At 37.1% G+C, this 18,241-nt stretch carries 25 protein-coding genes; 3 read left to right on the forward strand and 22 right to left on the reverse strand.

Translation table 11 applies throughout. From position 1 onward, the window contains the following. Positions 1-11: 11 nt before the first annotated feature. The 22 genes from rpsE to rpsL form a co-directional block, all read right to left on the reverse strand. Entirely contained in the window at positions 12-536 is a 525-nt protein-coding gene (rpsE, locus tag ES724_RS11620) for a 30S ribosomal protein S5 (protein WP_026839625.1), read from the reverse strand. Between the two features lie 6 nt (positions 537-542). Next, a complete protein-coding gene (rplR, locus tag ES724_RS11625) occupies positions 543-899 on the reverse strand; it encodes a 50S ribosomal protein L18 (protein ID WP_026839626.1) in 357 nt (118 codons plus the stop codon). 12 nt (positions 900-911) lie between these two features. Then, positions 912-1,454 (reverse strand): 50S ribosomal protein L6, encoded by a 543-nt coding sequence (rplF, locus tag ES724_RS11630; RefSeq protein ID WP_026839627.1) that lies wholly within the window; start codon positions 1,452-1,454, stop codon positions 912-914. Between the two features lie 18 nt (positions 1,455-1,472). Next, the gene (gene rpsH / locus ES724_RS11635; protein ID WP_026839628.1) at positions 1,473-1,871 is read right to left on the reverse strand and encodes a 30S ribosomal protein S8; all 399 of its coding nucleotides are present in this window, start codon (positions 1,869-1,871) and stop codon (positions 1,473-1,475) included. A gap of 71 nt (positions 1,872-1,942) precedes the next feature. Continuing rightward, positions 1,943-2,212: a 30S ribosomal protein S14 gene (gene rpsN, locus ES724_RS11640; RefSeq protein WP_026839629.1), complete on the reverse strand. Its 270-nt coding sequence runs from the start codon at positions 2,210-2,212 to the stop codon at positions 1,943-1,945. A gap of 3 nt (positions 2,213-2,215) precedes the next feature. Next, positions 2,216-2,767 carry a 50S ribosomal protein L5 gene (gene rplE / locus ES724_RS11645; protein WP_026839630.1) on the reverse strand — a complete coding sequence of 184 codons (552 nt, stop codon included), beginning with the start codon at positions 2,765-2,767 and terminating at the stop codon, positions 2,216-2,218. 2 nt (positions 2,768-2,769) lie between these two features. Then, entirely contained in the window at positions 2,770-3,081 is a 312-nt protein-coding gene (gene rplX, locus ES724_RS11650) for a 50S ribosomal protein L24 (RefSeq protein ID WP_026839631.1), read from the reverse strand. A 12-nt stretch (positions 3,082-3,093) separates the two neighbouring features. Continuing rightward, complete coding sequence (gene rplN, locus ES724_RS11655) at positions 3,094-3,462, reverse strand: 50S ribosomal protein L14 (RefSeq protein ID WP_010230087.1); 369 nt, start codon at positions 3,460-3,462, stop codon at positions 3,094-3,096. A gap of 1 nt (position 3,463) precedes the next feature. Further along, positions 3,464-3,721, reverse strand: coding sequence for a 30S ribosomal protein S17 (gene rpsQ, locus ES724_RS11660; protein WP_010230090.1), 258 nt, complete (start codon positions 3,719-3,721; stop codon positions 3,464-3,466). Positions 3,722-3,739: 18 nt separating this feature from the next. Next, positions 3,740-3,934, reverse strand: coding sequence for a 50S ribosomal protein L29 (rpmC, locus tag ES724_RS11665; RefSeq protein WP_026839632.1), 195 nt, complete (start codon positions 3,932-3,934; stop codon positions 3,740-3,742). Between the two features lie 12 nt (positions 3,935-3,946). Next, positions 3,947-4,366 carry a 50S ribosomal protein L16 gene (gene rplP, locus ES724_RS11670; protein ID WP_026839633.1) on the reverse strand — a complete coding sequence of 140 codons (420 nt, stop codon included), beginning with the start codon at positions 4,364-4,366 and terminating at the stop codon, positions 3,947-3,949. 18 nt (positions 4,367-4,384) lie between these two features. Then, on the reverse strand, positions 4,385-5,110 hold the full coding sequence (gene rpsC, locus ES724_RS11675) for a 30S ribosomal protein S3 (protein WP_026839634.1): 726 nt from the start codon (positions 5,108-5,110) through the stop codon (positions 4,385-4,387). Positions 5,111-5,114: 4 nt separating this feature from the next. Then, entirely contained in the window at positions 5,115-5,522 is a 408-nt protein-coding gene (gene rplV / locus ES724_RS11680) for a 50S ribosomal protein L22 (protein WP_026839635.1), read from the reverse strand. An 8-nt stretch (positions 5,523-5,530) separates the two neighbouring features. Further along, positions 5,531-5,809, reverse strand: coding sequence for a 30S ribosomal protein S19 (gene rpsS / locus ES724_RS11685; RefSeq protein WP_026839636.1), 279 nt, complete (start codon positions 5,807-5,809; stop codon positions 5,531-5,533). Between the two features lie 6 nt (positions 5,810-5,815). Continuing rightward, positions 5,816-6,643: a 50S ribosomal protein L2 gene (rplB, locus tag ES724_RS11690; protein ID WP_026839637.1), complete on the reverse strand. Its 828-nt coding sequence runs from the start codon at positions 6,641-6,643 to the stop codon at positions 5,816-5,818. Between the two features lie 9 nt (positions 6,644-6,652). Continuing rightward, entirely contained in the window at positions 6,653-6,943 is a 291-nt protein-coding gene (rplW, locus tag ES724_RS11695) for a 50S ribosomal protein L23 (protein WP_010230108.1), read from the reverse strand. A 5-nt stretch (positions 6,944-6,948) separates the two neighbouring features. Continuing rightward, positions 6,949-7,578 carry a 50S ribosomal protein L4 gene (rplD, locus tag ES724_RS11700; RefSeq protein WP_026839638.1) on the reverse strand — a complete coding sequence of 210 codons (630 nt, stop codon included), beginning with the start codon at positions 7,576-7,578 and terminating at the stop codon, positions 6,949-6,951. Further along, on the reverse strand, positions 7,578-8,189 hold the full coding sequence (gene rplC, locus ES724_RS11705; protein WP_146933152.1) for a 50S ribosomal protein L3: 612 nt from the start codon (positions 8,187-8,189) through the stop codon (positions 7,578-7,580). The genes rplD and rplC overlap by 1 nt, the downstream gene beginning before the upstream one ends. A gap of 208 nt (positions 8,190-8,397) precedes the next feature. Then, positions 8,398-8,703, reverse strand: a complete 306-nt coding sequence (gene rpsJ, locus ES724_RS11710; protein WP_010230113.1) for a 30S ribosomal protein S10 — start codon at positions 8,701-8,703, stop codon at positions 8,398-8,400. Between the two features lie 10 nt (positions 8,704-8,713). Next, a complete protein-coding gene (fusA, locus tag ES724_RS11715) occupies positions 8,714-10,822 on the reverse strand; it encodes an elongation factor G (RefSeq protein WP_146933154.1) in 2,109 nt (702 codons plus the stop codon). A 4-nt stretch (positions 10,823-10,826) separates the two neighbouring features. Then, positions 10,827-11,303, reverse strand: coding sequence for a 30S ribosomal protein S7 (gene rpsG / locus ES724_RS11720; protein ID WP_026839641.1), 477 nt, complete (start codon positions 11,301-11,303; stop codon positions 10,827-10,829). 23 nt (positions 11,304-11,326) lie between these two features. Further along, positions 11,327-11,701 carry a 30S ribosomal protein S12 gene (gene rpsL, locus ES724_RS11725; protein WP_010230128.1) on the reverse strand — a complete coding sequence of 125 codons (375 nt, stop codon included), beginning with the start codon at positions 11,699-11,701 and terminating at the stop codon, positions 11,327-11,329. 621 nt (positions 11,702-12,322) lie between these two features. On the opposite strand from rpsL, the gene ES724_RS11730 reads away from it, so the two are divergent. The 3 genes from ES724_RS11730 to ES724_RS11740 are packed head-to-tail and all read left to right on the forward strand — an operon-like array spanning position 12,323 to position 18,133. Beyond that, positions 12,323-15,538: a SusC/RagA family TonB-linked outer membrane protein gene (locus ES724_RS11730; RefSeq protein WP_146933156.1), complete on the forward strand. Its 3,216-nt coding sequence runs from the start codon at positions 12,323-12,325 to the stop codon at positions 15,536-15,538. 11 nt (positions 15,539-15,549) lie between these two features. Beyond that, complete coding sequence (locus ES724_RS11735; protein WP_146933158.1) at positions 15,550-16,971, forward strand: SusD/RagB family nutrient-binding outer membrane lipoprotein; 1,422 nt, start codon at positions 15,550-15,552, stop codon at positions 16,969-16,971. 37 nt (positions 16,972-17,008) lie between these two features. Further along, the gene (locus ES724_RS11740; RefSeq protein WP_146933160.1) at positions 17,009-18,133 is read left to right on the forward strand and encodes a hypothetical protein; all 1,125 of its coding nucleotides are present in this window, start codon (positions 17,009-17,011) and stop codon (positions 18,131-18,133) included. The last annotated feature ends 108 nt before the right edge of the window (positions 18,134-18,241 follow it).

Consider the following 18,241-nt stretch of genomic DNA (forward strand, 5'->3'; position numbering starts at 1 on the left):
TTGTCCTTGTATTATCCTTTAAAAACTTTGTCTAATGTAATACCACGTTGTTTTGCTACAGTTTGAGCACTACGCAATTGCAATAGGGCATCAAAAGTTGCTTTAACAACATTATGCGGGTTTGAAGATCCTTGGTTTTTTGAAAGTACATCATGTACACCAACAGCCTCCAATACGGCACGAATTGCACCACCAGCTATTACTCCGGTACCTGTTGCAGCAGGGATCAATAAAACCCTTGCTCCACCATATTTACCTTTTTGCTCATGAGGAATAGATCCTTTATAAATAGGAATTCTTACCAAATTCTTTTTGGCATCCTCTATAGATTTTGCGATTGCACTAGCAACGTCTTTAGATTTTCCTAAACCCTGACCCACTACTCCATTCTCATCACCTACAACTACAATAGCAGAAAAACCAAATGCTCTACCACCTTTTGTAACTTTTGTAACACGTTGCACACCAACCAAACGATCTTTTAATTCAAGACCTGCTGGTTTTACAAGTTCTACATTTTTATAATCTTGATACATATCTTATTAGAATTTTAGTCCTCCTTCACGAGCACCATCTGCCAATGATTTAACTCTTCCGTGATATAAATAACCACCTCTATCAAAAGAGATCGAATCTATTCCGGCCTTTAACGCTTTTTCTGCTATAGCTTTACCAACTAAGGCTGCTTTATCTAATTTATTACTGTCAGATGCAGTTACGTCTTTATCTCTAGAAGAAGCAGCAACCAAAGTTTTGCCTTTAACATCGTCTACTATTTGAGCATAAATTTCTTTATTACTTCTAAATATAGCCAGTCTTGGGCGACTTTCGGTTCCCGTAATATTTTTACGGATACTCTTCTTAATCTTTGTTCTTCTTGCTTGTTTTGAAAATGCCATATCTACACTTTATTAAGCTGATTTACCAGCTTTTCTTCTTAATTGTTCTCCTACAAACTTAATTCCTTTTCCTTTATACGGCTCTGGAGCACGGAAAGAACGGATTTTAGCTGCTATTTGACCAACCAATTGTTTATCATGAGAAGACAATTTCACGATTGGGTTTTTACCTTTATCTGAAACAGTCTCTACCTTCACCTCTGGTGCTAGTTCAAAAACAATATTATGAGAGAAACCAAGAGCTAGTTCTAATTTTTGTCCTTGGCTGGAAGCACGATAACCTACTCCTACCAATTCCAATTGTTTAGTATACCCTTTAGATACTCCTTCAATCATATTATTTACCAAAGCTCGGTAAAGTCCGTGCTTCGCTTTTTGGTCCTTCTTATCTGAAGAGCGCTCAAAAGTAATCAAATCATCTTCAATTTTCACATCGATGTCTTTAATTTCTTGAGTTAATTCTCCCAATTTTCCTTTTACCGTCACAAACCCTTCATTTAGGCTAACTGTAACGCCTTCTGGGATAGTGATTGGGTTTTTACCTATTCTTGACATTTCTTAAGTCTTTAAGTATTAGTAAACGTAGCATAAAACTTCACCACCAACTTTTTCAGCTTGGGCTTGTCTACCTGTCATTACTCCGTGAGAAGTAGAAACGATAGCAATACCAAGACCGTTTAAGATACGTGGCAATTCATTTGCTCCAGCGTATTTACGTAAACCGGGTTTACTTATTCGTTGAATGTTCTTAATTACCGGATCTTTAGTAAGCTTGTCGTACTTAAGAGCTATCTTGATAGAACCTTGAGCGGTAGTATCTTCAAACTTGTAACTAAGAATATATCCTTGATCGAATAATATTTTAGTGATCTCCTTTTTAAGATTAGATGCTGGTATCTCAACCACTCTGTGGTTTGCTGCTACCGCATTTCTAATTCTTGTTAAATAATCTGCAACTGGATCTGTAGTCATTTTTTCAATTTACGATAACGGTTTTCAGTCCACGATAGCTATCGGGATGAACCTTTCATCAATTTATAATATTACCAACTAGCTTTTCTTACTCCTGGAATTAATCCTTGGTTAGCCATTTCTCTAAACATAACTCGAGAAAGACCAAATTGTCTCATGTATCCTTTAGGTCTTCCTGTTAATTTACAACGGTTGTGTAAACGAACTGGAGAGGCATTTTTTGGAAGTTTTTGTAATCCTTCAAAATCACCAGCTTCTTTCAAAGCTTTGCGTTTTTCAGCATATTTCTTCACAATTGCTTGTCTCTTCACCTCACGGGCTTTCATTGATTCTTTAGCCATATCTTAATTCTTTTTAAAAGGTAAACCTAGTTCCGTTAGCAATGATTTTGCTTCCTTGTCTGTTGGCGCGGAAGTTACAAAAGTGATATCCATTCCTGAAATTTTATTCACTTTATCAATATCGATCTCCGGGAAAATGATTTGTTCAGTAATACCTAAATTGTAATTACCTCTTCCATCAAATCCTGTAGCTTTAATACCGCTAAAATCACGAACTCTTGGAAGAGCAGATGTGATAAAACGATCTAGGAATTCATACATTCTTTCGCCACGTAAGGTAACTTTTGCCCCAATTGGCATTCCTTTACGCAATTTAAAAGAAGCAACATCCTTTTTAGAAATGGTTGATACCGCTTTTTGACCAGTGATCATTGATAATTCATCAATTGCATGGTCAATAAGTTTCTTATCTGCAACAGCTGCTCCAACTCCACGGCTTAAAACTATCTTTTGTAGTTTTGGAACCTGCATGATGTTAGAGTAACTGAATTCTTCTGTAAGAGAAGACACTACTCTGTCTTTATACTCTTGTTTAAGTCTTGGTACGTATGCCATAACTAAATTACTTCATTTGATTTTTTGGAAAATCTAACCTTCTTACCATCTTCCATTCTATAACCAATACGGGTAGAATCTCCCTTTTTATCGATTAAAGATAAGTTGGATAAATGGATAGGTGCTTCCTTCTTAACTATCCCTCCTTGTGGGTTAGATGCACTTGGCTTCTCATGTTTTGAGACCATATTTACACCTTCCACAATTGCTTTATTTTTATCTCGAAGAATTTTCTGAACTTTTCCTTCTTGACCTTTATGGTCTCCGGCAATAAGTCTAACTGTATCTCCAGATTTTATTTTCAGCTTTGTCATTATTTCAATGTATTAAAGCACCTCTGGTGCTAATGATACAATCTTCATGAATTGTTTATCACGAAGTTCACGTGCTACTGGACCAAATACACGAGTACCGCGCATTTCGCCAGTTGGGTTTAGAAGAACACATGCGTTATCATCAAAACGGATATATGATCCATCTGGTCTACGCACTTCTTTCTTGGTACGAACAACTACTGCCGTTGAAACTGCACCCTTCTTAATGTTTCCATTAGGTGTAGCTTCCTTAACGCTGACAACTATTTTGTCTCCAACAGAAGCGTATCTTCTTTTTGTACCTCCTAATACTCTTATGGTCAAAACTTCTTTTGCCCCGGTATTATCTGCTACTCTTAATCTAGACTCTTGTTGTACCATTTTACTTAGCTCTTTCTATAATTTCTATTAATCTCCAACATTTAGATTTACTCAATGGACGAGTCTCCATTATTTTTACTGTATCTCCAATGTTGCAGTCATTTGTTTCGTCGTGAGCCACGTATTTTTTCGTTTTTAAAACGAATTTACCATACATGGGATGTTTTACCTTTTTAACTTCAGCAACCACAATGGATTTCTGCATTTTGTTACTGGTAACTACACCTATACGCTCTTTTCTTAAATTTCTTTTTTCCATCTTTCAGCAGAATAACACTTATTGTTGTTGTTCTCTTTTAGTTAACTCTGTAGCAATTCTCGCTATAGATTTTCTTACAACTCTTAGTTGTATTGGGTTCTCCAATGGCGAAACTGCGTGAGCCATTTTTAAATCTGAATATGCTTTTCTGGACTTACTAAGTTCTTCTTGTAAATCTACTACAGATGATTCTCTTACTTCTGATTGTTTCATAACTTCTCTTAATTAAGCTTGATAATCTCTAGCTACAATAAACTTAGTTTTCACAGGCAATTTCTGTGCTGCAAGACGCAATGCTTCTTTTGCAACATCATAAGGAACTCCTCCTATTTCAAATAAGATTCTTCCCGGTTTTACAACTGCTGCCCAATATTCTACAGCACCCTTACCTTTACCCATACGTACTTCAAGAGGTTTCTTTGTAATAGGCTTGTCTGGAAATATTTTAATCCATAACGAACCTTCTCTTTTCATAAAACGAGTAGCGGCAATACGAGCTGCTTCTATTTGACGTGCAGTAAGGAAACTTGAGTCCAATGATTTGATCCCGAATGTTCCGTTTGAAAGTCTATGCCCTCTTTGAGAGTTTCCTTTCATACGGCCCTTTTGCATCTTACGATATTTTGTTCTTTTAGGCTGTAACATTTTTGTTTCTTTAAAAATTTACTTTCTACGACGTGGCTTGTTGTTACCTCCTCGTGCTGGTCCGGATTTTCCTCCTGGCTTCTTGGTAGTCATACCAACAAGTGGGGAAAGTTCTCTTTTTCCGTAAACCTCACCTTTCATGATCCATACTTTAACACCAAGCCTACCATAAGTAGTATGTGCCTCAACTAAAGCATAATCAATATCGGCTCTAAAAGTCGACAAAGGAATTCTTCCATCTTTGTAATGTTCTGAACGAGCCATCTCTGCTCCGTTCAAACGACCTGAAATTTGAATTTTAATACCTTCAGCATTCATTCTCATAGCGGCTGCAATAGCCATTTTGATAGCACGACGGTAAGAAATACGATTCTCAATTTGTCTAGCAACACTAGAACCTACTAAGTGAGCATCTAATTCTGGTCTCTTGATTTCAAAGATGTTAATTTGAACGTCTTTGTCAGTAATTTTCTTAAGCTCTTCTTTCAACTTGTCTACCTCTTGTCCACCTTTCCCGATAATGATACCAGGTCTTGCAGTAGTGATAGTAACGGTTACAAGTTTAAGAGTACGCTCGATAATTACTCTGGATACACTCGCTTTTGATAAACGAGCATGGATATACTTTCTAATCTTATCGTCTTCGGCTAATTTATCGCCGTAGTCATTTCCTCCGTACCAGTTGGATTCCCATCCTCTAATGATACCAAGGCGATTCCCGATTGGATTTGTTTTCTGTCCCATACTCTTAGCTTTGTGTATTTTTATTGTCACCAATCACAATTGTAACGTGGTTGGAACGTTTTCTAATTCTGTGTGCGCGACCTTGTGGTGCAGGACGAAGTCTCTTCAACATACTCCCACCGTCTACGCGTATCTCTTTTACAAATAAATCTGCTTCCTCAATGTTAGCATCTTCATTTTTGGCTTGCCAGTTAGCAATAGCAGAAAGAAGTAATTTCTCCAATCTACGTGATGCTTCCTTAGAGCTAAATCTCAACACATGAAGCGCTCTTTCTACTTTTTCACCGCGTACTAAATCTGCAACTAATCGCATTTTTCTTGGCGAAGTAGGGCAGTTATTCAGTTTTGCAAAAGCTACTAGCTTTTTAGCCTCTTTTGTCTGATCTGCTTTTTCTCTTTTACGAACTCCCATAGCTTCAGTTATCTTTTACCTTTATTTTTCGCACCTACGTGACCTCTAAAAGATCTAGTTGGTGAAAATTCTCCTAATTTGTGTCCTACCATATTCTCTGTTACATATACAGGGACAAATTGTTTCCCGTTATGTACAGCGATAGTTTGCCCAACGAAATCTGGAGTTATCATTGAGGCTCTAGACCAAGTCTTGATTACCGTCTTTTTTCCAGCTTCTACATTGGTAGCAACTTTCTTTTCTAACTTATAGTGAACGTAAGGTCCTTTTTTTAATGAACGTGCCATATCTTATTATTTCTTTCTACGTTCTACAATATACTTATTACTCGCTTTTGTCTTAGATCGGGTTCTATAACCTTTAGCAGGTATACCTTTTCTAGAACGTGGGTGACCTCCAGAAGATTTTCCTTCACCACCACCCATTGGGTGATCCACAGGATTCATCACTACTGGTCTTGTTCTTGGTCTTCTTCCCAACCATCTGCTTCTACCTGCTTTACCAGATACAATTAACTGATGATCACTATTCGAGATAGCTCCGATAGTAGCCATACAAGTAACTAACACCCTTCTAATTTCTCCTGAAGGAAGTTTGATAGTTGCATACTTACCCTCTTTTGCCACTAACTGAGCAAAAGCACCTGCACTACGAGCCATCACAGCTCCTTGCCCAGGACGTAATTCTATACAAGAAATAACAGTTCCTAACGGCACTGCAGAAAGCGGCATTGCATTTCCAATATTTGGAGCAGCACTATCAGCGTCAGAAACAATGTTCTGATCTACCTGAAGACCATTTTGAGCAATTACATATCTTTTCTCACCATCTTGATAATTCAAAAGAGCGATAAAAGCCGTTCTGTTAGGATCATATTCTATAGACGCAACTGTAGCAGGAACTCCATGCTTGTCACGTTTAAAATCGATAATTCTGTAACGTCTTTTGTGACCACCACCTTTATAGCGCATGGTCATTTTTCCCTGACTGTTTCTACCACCTGACTTTTTAATCGGAGCTATTAAACTCTTCTCCGGCTTATCAGTAGTAATGGCGTCAAAACCATTAACTACTCTAAAACGCTGACCAGGGGTGATTGGTTTTAATTTTCTAACTGACATTCTTTAATCTTAAAGATTACTGTATAAATCAATAGTTTCACCTTCCGCCACCTGTACTAATGCTTTCTTATAAGCACTTGTTTTACCAGTGATCACTCCCGTTTTTGTAAAACGAGATTTACGATCTGGACGGACATTAATTGTGCGAACTTTAGTAACTGAAACTCCATAAGCAGACTCTATTGCGCCTTTAATTTCAATCTTGTTCGCCTTATTATTAACAACGAACGAATAACGGTTATTCAACTCGCTATCTGCTGTCGCTTTTTCTGTAATAATAGGTTTTATTAAGATACTCATATCGTTTATTTACTTAAATTCAACTCAATTCCTTCTAAAGACCCTTCTACAAACACAAGGTTATTTGCGTTTAGTATTTTGTAAGTACTTAATTCTGAACTACTTACAACTTCGGTGCCTTTTAAATTGCGTGACGACAAATATACATTTTTATTCGAGTCACCCAACACTATAAGAGATTTTTTCTTATCTACACCCAAACCTTTTAAAACATCTATGAAGTTTTTAGTTTTTGGAGTGTCAAATTGAAAATCTTCCACTATGATAATTGCTTTATCATTTGCCTTAATAGAAAGAGCAGATTTTCTTGCTAATCTCTTTAAGTTCTTGTTCAATTTAAAACCATAGTTTCTAGGGCGTGGTCCAAACATACGTCCTCCACCTCTAAAAATACCAGATTTTATACTACCAGCACGAGCTGTACCAGTACCTTTTTGTTTTTTAATCTTACGTGTACTTCCTGTAATTTCCGCACGCTCTTTAGCTTTGTGCGTTCCTTGACGTTGATTAGCCAAGTATTGTTTTACATCAAGATATACAGCATGATTGTTAGGCTCTATTCCGAAAACAGAATCTGAAAGGTTCACCTTTCTTCCTGTTTCTTTTCCTTTAATATCTACAACTGCTATTTCCATTACTTCTGAATGATTACATATGAGTTATTATGACCAGGAACACATCCTTTTACCACAAGTAGATTTTTATCTGCAACTACTTTTAAAACTCTTAAGTTTTCTAATTTAACTTTGTCACCACCCATACGGCCAGCCATACGCATTCCCTTAAATACTCTTGCAGGATATGACGCAGCACCAATCGATCCAGGGGCTCTTAAACGGTTATGTTGACCGTGAGTAGCTTGTCCTACTCCGGCAAATCCGTGTCTCTTTACTACACCTTGAAAACCTTTACCTTTGCTTGTTCCTGAAATATCCACGAACTCACCTTCAGTAAAATGTTCTACAGTGATACTATCACCTAATTTGTGATCCCCATCAAAACCTTTAAATTCAACGACTTTACGCATTGCTGCTACACCGGCTTTTTTAGCATGCCCAGTGGCAGCTTTGTTAGCGGTCTTTTTGTCATCGAAACCTAATTGAAGAGCTTCATACCCGTCAACTTCTTTGGTTCTGACTTGGGTAATTACGCAAGGACCAGCTTGTATAACGGTACAAGGAATATTCTTCCCGTTCTCGTCAAAAATGCTAGTCATGCCTATTTTTTTTCCTATTAACCCAGACATAATTAATTATTGATTAAATTAAAATTATTTATTTAAAAATATTCAGGACTGAAAATACTTCCAATCCTGAATGTATTTTTCCGTTTTTCCCTCGACAACTGCTCAGGACATGTAATTGAAAGTATTAACTTTCATAATATCCCGAATAAATTCGGGATGGATATTTCTAGCCTTTTGTTTCACTTAAGCTCACAAAAGCCAAGAATTATCACACTTTAATCTCTACTTCTACTCCGCTTGGTAATTCCAATTTCATTAAAGCATCAATAGTCTTAGATGATGAACTATATATGTCCAACAATCTTTTATAAGAGCTTAACTGAAACTGCTCACGCGCTTTTTTGTTAACGTGTGGAGAACGTAATACTGTAAAGATTTTTTTGTGTGTTGGTAATGGGATTGGTCCCGTTACTACAGCACCCGTAGTTTTTACGGTTTTTACGATTTTCTCTGCAGACTTATCCACTAAGTTATGATCGTAAGATTTAAGTTTTATTCTGATTTTTTGACTCATATCCCTATTATTAATCGTTTGTACCTTTAGCTGCTTTTATAACTGCTTCAGAAATATTTGCTGGAGTTTCAGCATAATGAGCAAATTCCATAGTAGAGGTTGCTCTACCTGAAGACAATGTTCTTAATGTTGTAACGTAACCAAACATTTCAGAAAGAGGCACTTCAGCTTTAATAACTTTTGCACCAGATCTATCTGACATATCGTTTACTTGACCTCTTCTTCTGTTAAGATCACCTACGATATCTCCCATGTTTTCTTCCGGAGTTACAACTTCTACTTTCATTATTGGTTCAAGAATAACAGCACCTGCTTTTTTAGCAGCCACTTTATAACCCATTCTTGCAGCCAATTCGAAAGAAAGTTGATCGGAATCTACAGGGTGAAAGGACCCATCTTTCAATATAACTTTTAAAGAATCCATTTTGAAACCCGCTAAAGGACCAGTCTTCATAGCTTCTCTAAATCCTTTTTCCACAGATGGAATAAATTCTTTAGGAATACGCCCACCTTTTACAGAGTCGATAAATTGTAGACCTGGACCTTTAAAATCCTCATCTGCAGGAGACATCTCAAATACGATATCACCAAATTTACCACGACCACCAGATTGCTTCTTATAAATTTCTCTATGATCTGCACTTTTCGTGATAGTCTCTTTATACTCAACTTGAGGCTGACCTTCGTTAACCTCTACCTTGAATTCTCTTTTTAATCTATCTACTAGAATCTCCAAGTGTAATTCTCCCATTCCTGAGATAATAGTTTGTCCTGAAACTTCATCTGTTTTAACCTGGAAAGTTGGATCTTCTTCAGCTAATTTAGCTAAAGCCATTCCCATCTTATCCACATCAGCCTTTGTCTTTGGCTCTACAGCGATACCAATTACCGGTGCAGGGAAATCCATAGATTCCAATGTAATAGGATTCTTCTCATCTGTAAGCGTATCTCCCGTTTTAATATCTTTAAAACCAACGGCCGCTCCAATATCTCCAGCTTCAATCCTATCTATAGGCTCTTGTTTATTAGAGTGCATCTGGTAAATACGTGAAATACGTTCTTTCTTACCAGAACGGTTATTCAATACGTAAGAACCTGCATCCAAAGCTCCGGAGTATACTCTAAAGAAAGCTAAACGTCCTACAAAAGGATCTGTAGCAATTTTAAATGCTAAAGCAGAGAAAGGCGAATCCACATTTGGTTTACGACTCTCTGGTTCTTCAGTATCAGGATTAACACCTATGATAGCTTCTACATCTACAGGAGAAGGCAAGTAGCGCATTACTCCATCCAACATTGCCTGAACACCTTTATTTTTAAAAGCAGAACCACACATCATTGGGATGATAGACATATCTATAGTTGCAGCTCTTAAAGCAGCGATAATCTCATCTTCAGTAATAGAATTTTCATCTTCAAAGAATTTCTCCATTAAAGCTTCATCGTAATCAGCAACTGCCTCTACTAATAAAGTTCTATACTTATTAACATCCTCCATCAATTCCTCTGGAATATCTATAATCTCATAGGTCATTCCATAATCATCTTGATTCCAAATAATTGCTTTTTTGGAAATCAAATCAACTACACCTCTAAAATCATCTTCTTCACCAATTGGAATCTGCAAAGGCACTGGGTTTCCGCCCAACATTGACCTTACCTGATCGCAAACATTAAAGAAGTCAGATCCCTGACGGTCCATTTTGTTTACAAAACCAATACGAGGAACTTTATATTTATCAGCTTGTCTCCATACAGTCTCAGATTGTGGCTCAACACCATCAACCGCACTGAATAAAGCAACCATACCATCCAATACACGTAAAGAACGCTCTACCTCTACGGTAAAATCTACGTGACCAGGAGTATCTATAATATTTACTGTAAATTCTTGATCTCTGTACATCCACTTACAATGGGTCGCAGCAGAAGTAATTGTAATACCTCTTTCTTGCTCTTGCTCCATCCAGTCCATTGTGGCAGCACCATCGTGCACTTCCCCAATTTTGTGACTTATCCCCGTATAATATAATATACGCTCAGTACAAGTGGTTTTACCAGCATCAATATGCGCAGCAATACCTATGTTTCTTGTGAATTTTAAATCTCTTTGTGCCATTTTTTTAGAATCTAAAGTGAGAGAATGCTTTATTAGCTTCAGCCATCTTATGGGTATCTGTTCTTTTCTTAACAGCAGCACCTTCTTCTTTAGAAGCAGCAATTACCTCTGCAGCTAATCTCTGAGCCATAGATTTCTCATTACGCTTTCTAGAATAAGAGATCAACCATTTCATTGCAGTTGAAACTTTACGATCTGGTCTAATTTGCATAGGGATCTGAAAAGTTGCACCTCCAACACGTCTACTTCTTACCTCCACGTGTGGCATTACATTAGAAAGAGCTTCTTTCCAAACCTCAAGGCCTGTTTTCTCTTCGTCTTGTTTTTTCTCCTCTACGATTGCTATTGCATCATAGAATACTTTGAAAGAAACTGATTTTTTACCATCCCACATCATCATGTTAACAAAACGAGTTACTAACTGATCATTAAATTTTGGATCTGGTAAAAGAGGCCTCTTCTTTGCCTGTCTTTTTCTCATGTCTTTACATTAAAAGTTTTTAATTACTTCTTAGGGCGTTTTGCACCGTACTTAGATCTTCTTTGCGTTCTACCTTCAACACCTGCGGTATCTAAGGCACCACGAACAATGTGATATCTAACTCCTGGTAAATCTTTTACCCTTCCGCCTCTAACCAATACTATCGAGTGCTCTTGTAGATTGTGTCCTTCACCAGGGATGTATGCGTTCACTTCTTTTCCATTAGTTAACCTTACCCTTGCAACTTTACGCATTGCGGAGTTAGGTTTCTTAGGAGTAGTTGTGTAAACACGCGTACAAACACCTCGTCTTTGAGGGCACGAATCTAAAGCAGCCGATTTACTCTTCTTGGTTATTTTGGCTCTTCCTTTTCGTACTAATTGTGAAATTGTTGGCATAATTTCTTTTACACTTATTATTGTTATAAAATTACCTTCCCTACTTTTTAGGGTCTGCAAAGGTATGAATAAAAACTAATTATTCAAATCTTAACTCATTAATTTTCAAGTAGAACTCAATTAAATTATTATTAACACGAAATAGATGATAATAATAATAAAAGAAACTAGCTATCCTTCAATGCAGTATTTAATATAAAAAAGGGAGGAATACAAAATACCTTGCAAGAAGCTCAAAGGAATTTATTCCAACTATTGCCTCAAAATATTCGCAAAAAAAATTTATAACATTAGTGATGTTTGACATTTTATAAGGCACCGGAACTTATCAAACGCAAAAGCTGTCAATTGGCTATTAAATTTATATTAAAAAAGTATAATAGGAAAGAAAAAATAATTTTTAAAAATCTACTTTACTAATTAGAACAAAACAGATCTATTTTTACACCTCAATAAAATTAACAAGATCCTAAGTTCAGTCACCAACCACTAATAGATAGACTATTAAATCATCTGAATATGAATTCCAAGATATATCGACCTATAATTTGGGAATATTTTTTTGGTTAATTAACATATTCTTACCACTTTCGCGGCTGGCTAATTCAAATTAATTAAACAATGAAAGCAAAATTCAGTAGTATTTTAACGCTATTACTAGCGTTCGTTGTGCAGATAACTTTTGCACAACAACAGTCCGTAACGGGTACCGTTACCGACGAAGATGGGTTACCTCTACCCGGGGTAAACATAATTATTAAAGGCACTTCAACAGGTGTTCAATCAGATTTCGATGGAAACTATGCAATTCAAGCATCACAAGGTGATGTGTTGGTGTTTTCATTTATAGGTCTTGAAAGAACTGAAAAAACAGTTGGAACTTCTAACACTGTTAGTGTTGTAATGAAGTCAGATGCGTCACAACTAGATGAAGTTGTAGTAACTGCTTTAGGTATTAAGAGAGAGAAAAAATCTTTAGGTTATGCTACTCAAGAGGTAGACGGAGCAGAAGTTTCTGATGTTCCAACAACTAACTTCATGAATTCACTTTCAGGGAAGGTAGCTGGTTTGAACATTAAATCTTCTGGAACTATTGGTGGATCTTCAAACGTGATTATTCGTGGTAGTGCTTCCTTAACCGGAAACAACCAGGCATTGTTTGTAGTTGATGGCACTCCTATAAGTAATGCTAACACGAATGGTTCAAGTCAGCAATCTGGTAGAGGTGGTTATGACTATGGTAATGCCGCTGCGGACATTAATCCAAACAACATTGCTTCCATAAACGTTTTAAAAGGTGCTGCAGCAACTGCACTTTATGGCTCAAGAGCTTCAAACGGAGTGGTAATTATCACCACTAAAAGAGGAAGTAAAGGAAAAGGACTTGGAGTTTCTGTAAGCTCGAGCTTGATGCTCTCCAATGCAGACTCGGAAACCTTGCCAAAATACCAAAACGAATACGGTGCTGGATATGGTGCTTATTATCAATCTGATGATGGTTACTTTAACTTAGATGACATAGACGGTGATGGGACATTAGATGAAACCACTCCATTTACGGAAGATGCTTCCTTTGGAGCAAGATTTGATCCAAACAGATCGATTTACCAATGGAATTCAATATACCCACAATTGGATACTTACCAACAAGCTACTCCATGGTTGCCGGGAGAACGTACTCCTAACGATCTTTGGGGAACAGGTTATACGGCTATCAACTCAGTTGCTTTAGATGGTGGATCTGAAACAGGATCTTTCAGATTATCGGCAAACAATACTTTGCAAGAAGGGAACCTTCCAAACTCTGAGATAAAAAGAAACACTATTTCCTTAAGTGGTACTCAGGATCTATCTGAAAAATTAACCGCATCCGCAAATGTTACTTTTACCAAAACAGACGGTAAAGGAAGATATGGAACAGGGTACGATTCAGGAAACCCAATGCAACAATTCAGACAATGGTATCAAATGAATGTTGATTTGTACGAACAAAGGGATGCATACTTTGCAACAGGTGAAAACATCACTTGGAACCCAAATGGTCCTAATAACTTAGCTCCTATCTATTCTGACAACCCATACTGGACAAGATATGAAAATTACGAAACAGATACTCGTAACAGGTATTTTGGAAATTTAGCTCTTGACTATAAACTAAACGATATTTTCAGCGTTGTAGGTAGATTCTCTTTTGATACATATGATGAATTACAGGAAGAAAGAATAAATGTTGGTAGTGCTGGTGTTGCAAGCTATTCACGTTTTAACAATCGTGTAGCCGAATATAACTACGACCTGATCCTTAACTTTAATAAGGATATTACCGAAGATCTAAACCTTGACGGTAACATTGGAGCCAACCTTAGAAGAAACTCACAAAACTCCATTCGCGCATCTACCAATGGTGGATTGAACGCTCCTGGTTTTTACGCTTTGAGTAACTCTGCTGGACCATTAAATCCTCCTGGAGAATATGATGCAACTTCTATGATTGATGGGGTTTATGCTAGAGCAGGTTTAGGGTATTTAGCTACTTACTACCTTGAAGGAACTATAAGAAGAGATAGATCTTCTACTTTACCAATAGCAAACAACACCTTCTACTATCCTTCTGTCTCTACAAGTATTATTCTTTCTAATATGATTGATGCACAATGGTTGAATTTCACCAAGTTAAGAGCAAACTATGCAGAAGTTGGTAGTGATACAAATGCTTATAATGTATTTAACACCTATTCTGTAACTGCTCCTTTTGGAAGTGCAGGATATGCCAGTAACAACGCTCAATTAAACAACGCTAACCTAAAACCAGAACGTTCTAAATCTTACGAGTTTGGTATAGAGTCTGATTTCCTTAACAGAAGAATAGGATTTGATGTTTCTTACTACAACACTCAAACTGAAGACCAAATTACTCCGGTACCAGTTTCTAATGCAACAGGTTTTGTTACCAAATTTTTAAATGCCGGTGTTGTTGAAAATAAAGGTTTTGAAGTATTGTTGAGATTAAACCCTATTAAAAGTGATGATTTCAACTGGAATATGACAGTTAACTGGGCTAAAAATGAAAGCACAGTTCTTGAGTTAACAGATGGTATAGACAATTTACAGTTAGCTTCTCTTCAGGGAGGAATATCTATTAATGCTTCCCCGGGTCAACCTTATGGAGCAATAAGAGGTACAGATTATATTTATGATGATGCAGGCAACCGTGTGGTTAATACTTCTGGCTACTACGAAAGAACGGCTACAAGTAACAATATCATCGGAAACGTTCAACCAGACTGGACAGGTGGTGTTCAAAATACCTTGAATTACAAAAACCTAAGTTTGAGCTTCCTTATTGATGTTCAAAAAGGTGGAGATATATTTTCGCTTGATACTTGGTATGGTTTTGCTACCGGTCTTTATGATCGTAGTGTTGGTTTAAATGACCTTGGAAATCCTAAAAGAAATACAATCGCCAATGGTGGTGGTGTTGTACTTCCAGGGGTAACCGCAGATGGCGCACCAAATACTGTTAGAGCAAGAACAGATTATTATGCTAACCCATATGGTTATGCCAGAGATGCAAATAAAGGCCACGTTTACGATGCGTCTTTCGTGAAATTAAGAGAGGCTAGTCTTACTTACAATTTCGGAGACAAAATGATTGACGCCTTGCCTATAAACAGTGCCTCACTTTCTTTGATAGGTAGAAACCTTTGGATTATTCATAAGAATATTCCTTATTCTGATCCTGAAGCTGGTTTGAGTTCTGGTAACGTTCAAGGTTACCAATCTGGTGCTTACCCTGCGATAAGAGAAATTGGAGCAAGTGTGAAAATTAACTTTTAATAAAAAATAAAATGAAAAAATATTTTCTAACAATTATTGCGCTCGCAACTTTATGGTCCTGCCAGACAGATGAGCGATATGAAAACCTGAACAGGGATCCTAAAAACCCAACACAGGTTAAAGCTGAATTTTTATTTACTGCTGCTACGAATAGCTTGTCAGATCAAATGACCAGTGCAAACGTGAACACGAACGTTTTCAGGTTCTTTGCTCAGTATTTAACAACCACTACGTATTTGGATGAACCAAACTATGTATTAAATCAGCGTAACATTCCCCAAAATCATTCTTCTGAACTTTACAGAGACGTGATTTTTGATCTACAGAATGCAAAAGCTGTGGTAGAAGCTGACACTGAAATAACTGAAGCTGAAAGAAGTGCCAGATTAGGGCAAATTGAAGTTTTGGAAGTGTATGCTTGGTCTGTTCAGGTAGATACTTTTGGAGATGTTCCTTATACTCAGGCTATAAACGCTGAAGAATTTCCTTCACCAGTTTATGATGATGCGGCTACAATATATGCAGACCTTATTTCAAGGTTGAATGCTGTTGGAGCAAATATTCAGGCCGGACAAGGATTCACCGGTGCAGACATTCTTTATAACGGAGACATGGAAAAGTGGAATAAATTTGCCAACTCCTTGCAACTGCGTTTAGGAATGAGATTATCTGATGTCAACCCAACATTATCTAAATCTACTGCTGAAGCTGCTATTGCAGCCGGTGTTTTCAAATCTAATGAAGATAATGCTCAACTTGTATATCAAAGCAATCCACCAAGAACGAACCCATTATGGGTAGATTTGGTACAAAGTGGAAGAGCAGATTATTTACCTTCAGCTACTATTGTAGATATAATGAATGATCTAGATGACCCAAGAAGAGCAACCTACTTTTTTAATGAAACTGTAGATGACTATATTGGCGGAGTATATGGAGGAAGTAATAACTATGGGTCATATTCTCATGTAGGGGAGGTTTTCTTAGACCCAACTTTACCAGGAATCCTTTTGGATTATGTTGAAGTAGAGTTTAATCTGACTAAAGCTGCAGATTTAGGCTATACAGGAGCAGGAGTTGCAAGTGCACATTACAATGCAGCAATTACCGCATCTATAGAATATTGGGGTGGTAATGCAGCGGATGCAACGGCATATTTAGCGCAACCATCAGTAGCCTATGATGGTTCTAACGAACAATTTGCTACTCAATTTTGGATAGCCATGTTTAACAATTCTTTCGAGGGATGGTCTGTTTGGAGAAAATATGATGCTCCGGCACTTGTGTTACCTGAAGATTCAGGAAGTCCTGTACCCTTGAGATATACATATCCTGTTAATGAGCAAAACCTGAACTTAGCTAACTATGAAGCTGCATCAGCCGCTATTGGTGGAGATGATCAGCAAACTCCTATTTTCTGGGATGTAAATTAAAAAATTAGCATTATAATTAAATATTAAAACACTGAAAATGAAAAAACATTTTAAATCTATAAGCTTATGTCTTCTTATTGCAGTTGGTTTTTCCTCCTGCACTACAGATGACAATAGTTTAGACCCTACCAATCTAGGCGGTTATGCACATTTGACAGATCGTAAAATAAGCGTTTTCGATACAAATACTGACCTAAATTTGAATTTACTCACCGCTTCAGGGGTTACTGTTGAAGCTGTTGAAATCATGCAGGATGGATCGGTCATAGCAAACGCTGTTGTTTCTGGTGAAACTGCTTCATTTAATACATCTACTTTAGGTGCATTAGAAACTGGTAGTATTTCTTTATTTATTTCATCTAGCCTTTCCAATGGAAAAAAAGCAGGAGATCCTGCTTCCATAAGAGTGGCAGATGCTATCTCTTTCGTTGACACAGATGACCAACCTCTACCTGAATCTGTGAAATTCATGGATACTACAACAACAATTTTAGCCTATAGCACATATACCCGCTCGGCAACAATTGATGATGTAACTTTATTCTGGAAGAAGAATGATGCTGGAACTTACGCAGAGTCGAACATGGTATTGGATGTTGATGGAGATGAAATCAATTTAGGTGACATTGACTATACTGAATACGACGCAAAAGTAAATGACACTCTTTATTATAAGTTTGTTGCTAACAGCGGAGCTTTAAGCCAGGAAATAGAAACAAAAATTGCAATTCTTCCACAAACTTTTGGAGCAGCAACTAATGCTACTTTATCTGCTGATGCAGATATGAAAGAATACAATCTAGGTTCTGGAGCGTATGCAGCTGCAGGCGAAACAGGTGAAATGAGCTTTGTAGACCCATCAGGTTTTGAATTAGTTGTTGACTTCGTAAAAGCAACTGTTCCTGCGGGAATGACCGCTGAGGAGTATTTCAACAATACAGACCTAATGGTAGCTGAAGCTGCATTTAATGCAGGTACTAAAACAACCTCTGTTAGTGATGTTAGTAATGGAGATGTATACATCTATGAAATTACAAGACAAAATGAAGATGAAGAAGACTTAGTTTACTACGGTATCATAAAAATTGGTAACACAATTGTTGTAAATGGAATCAACAGCTTTGAGTTTAAATATGCTGAAGGAACTATCATAAGAAAATAGTATTCTTTATTATCATTTAGTTTTATAATTAAAACCCACCTCTCGCGAGGTGGGTTTTTTTATTGGTTATTTTTTATATTCATATTACGACTTCACACCCTTCTTTTA

Origin of the sequence: Gillisia hiemivivida (assembly GCF_007997295.1) — a bacterium.
Taxonomy (GTDB): domain Bacteria; phylum Bacteroidota; class Bacteroidia; order Flavobacteriales; family Flavobacteriaceae; genus Gillisia; species Gillisia hiemivivida.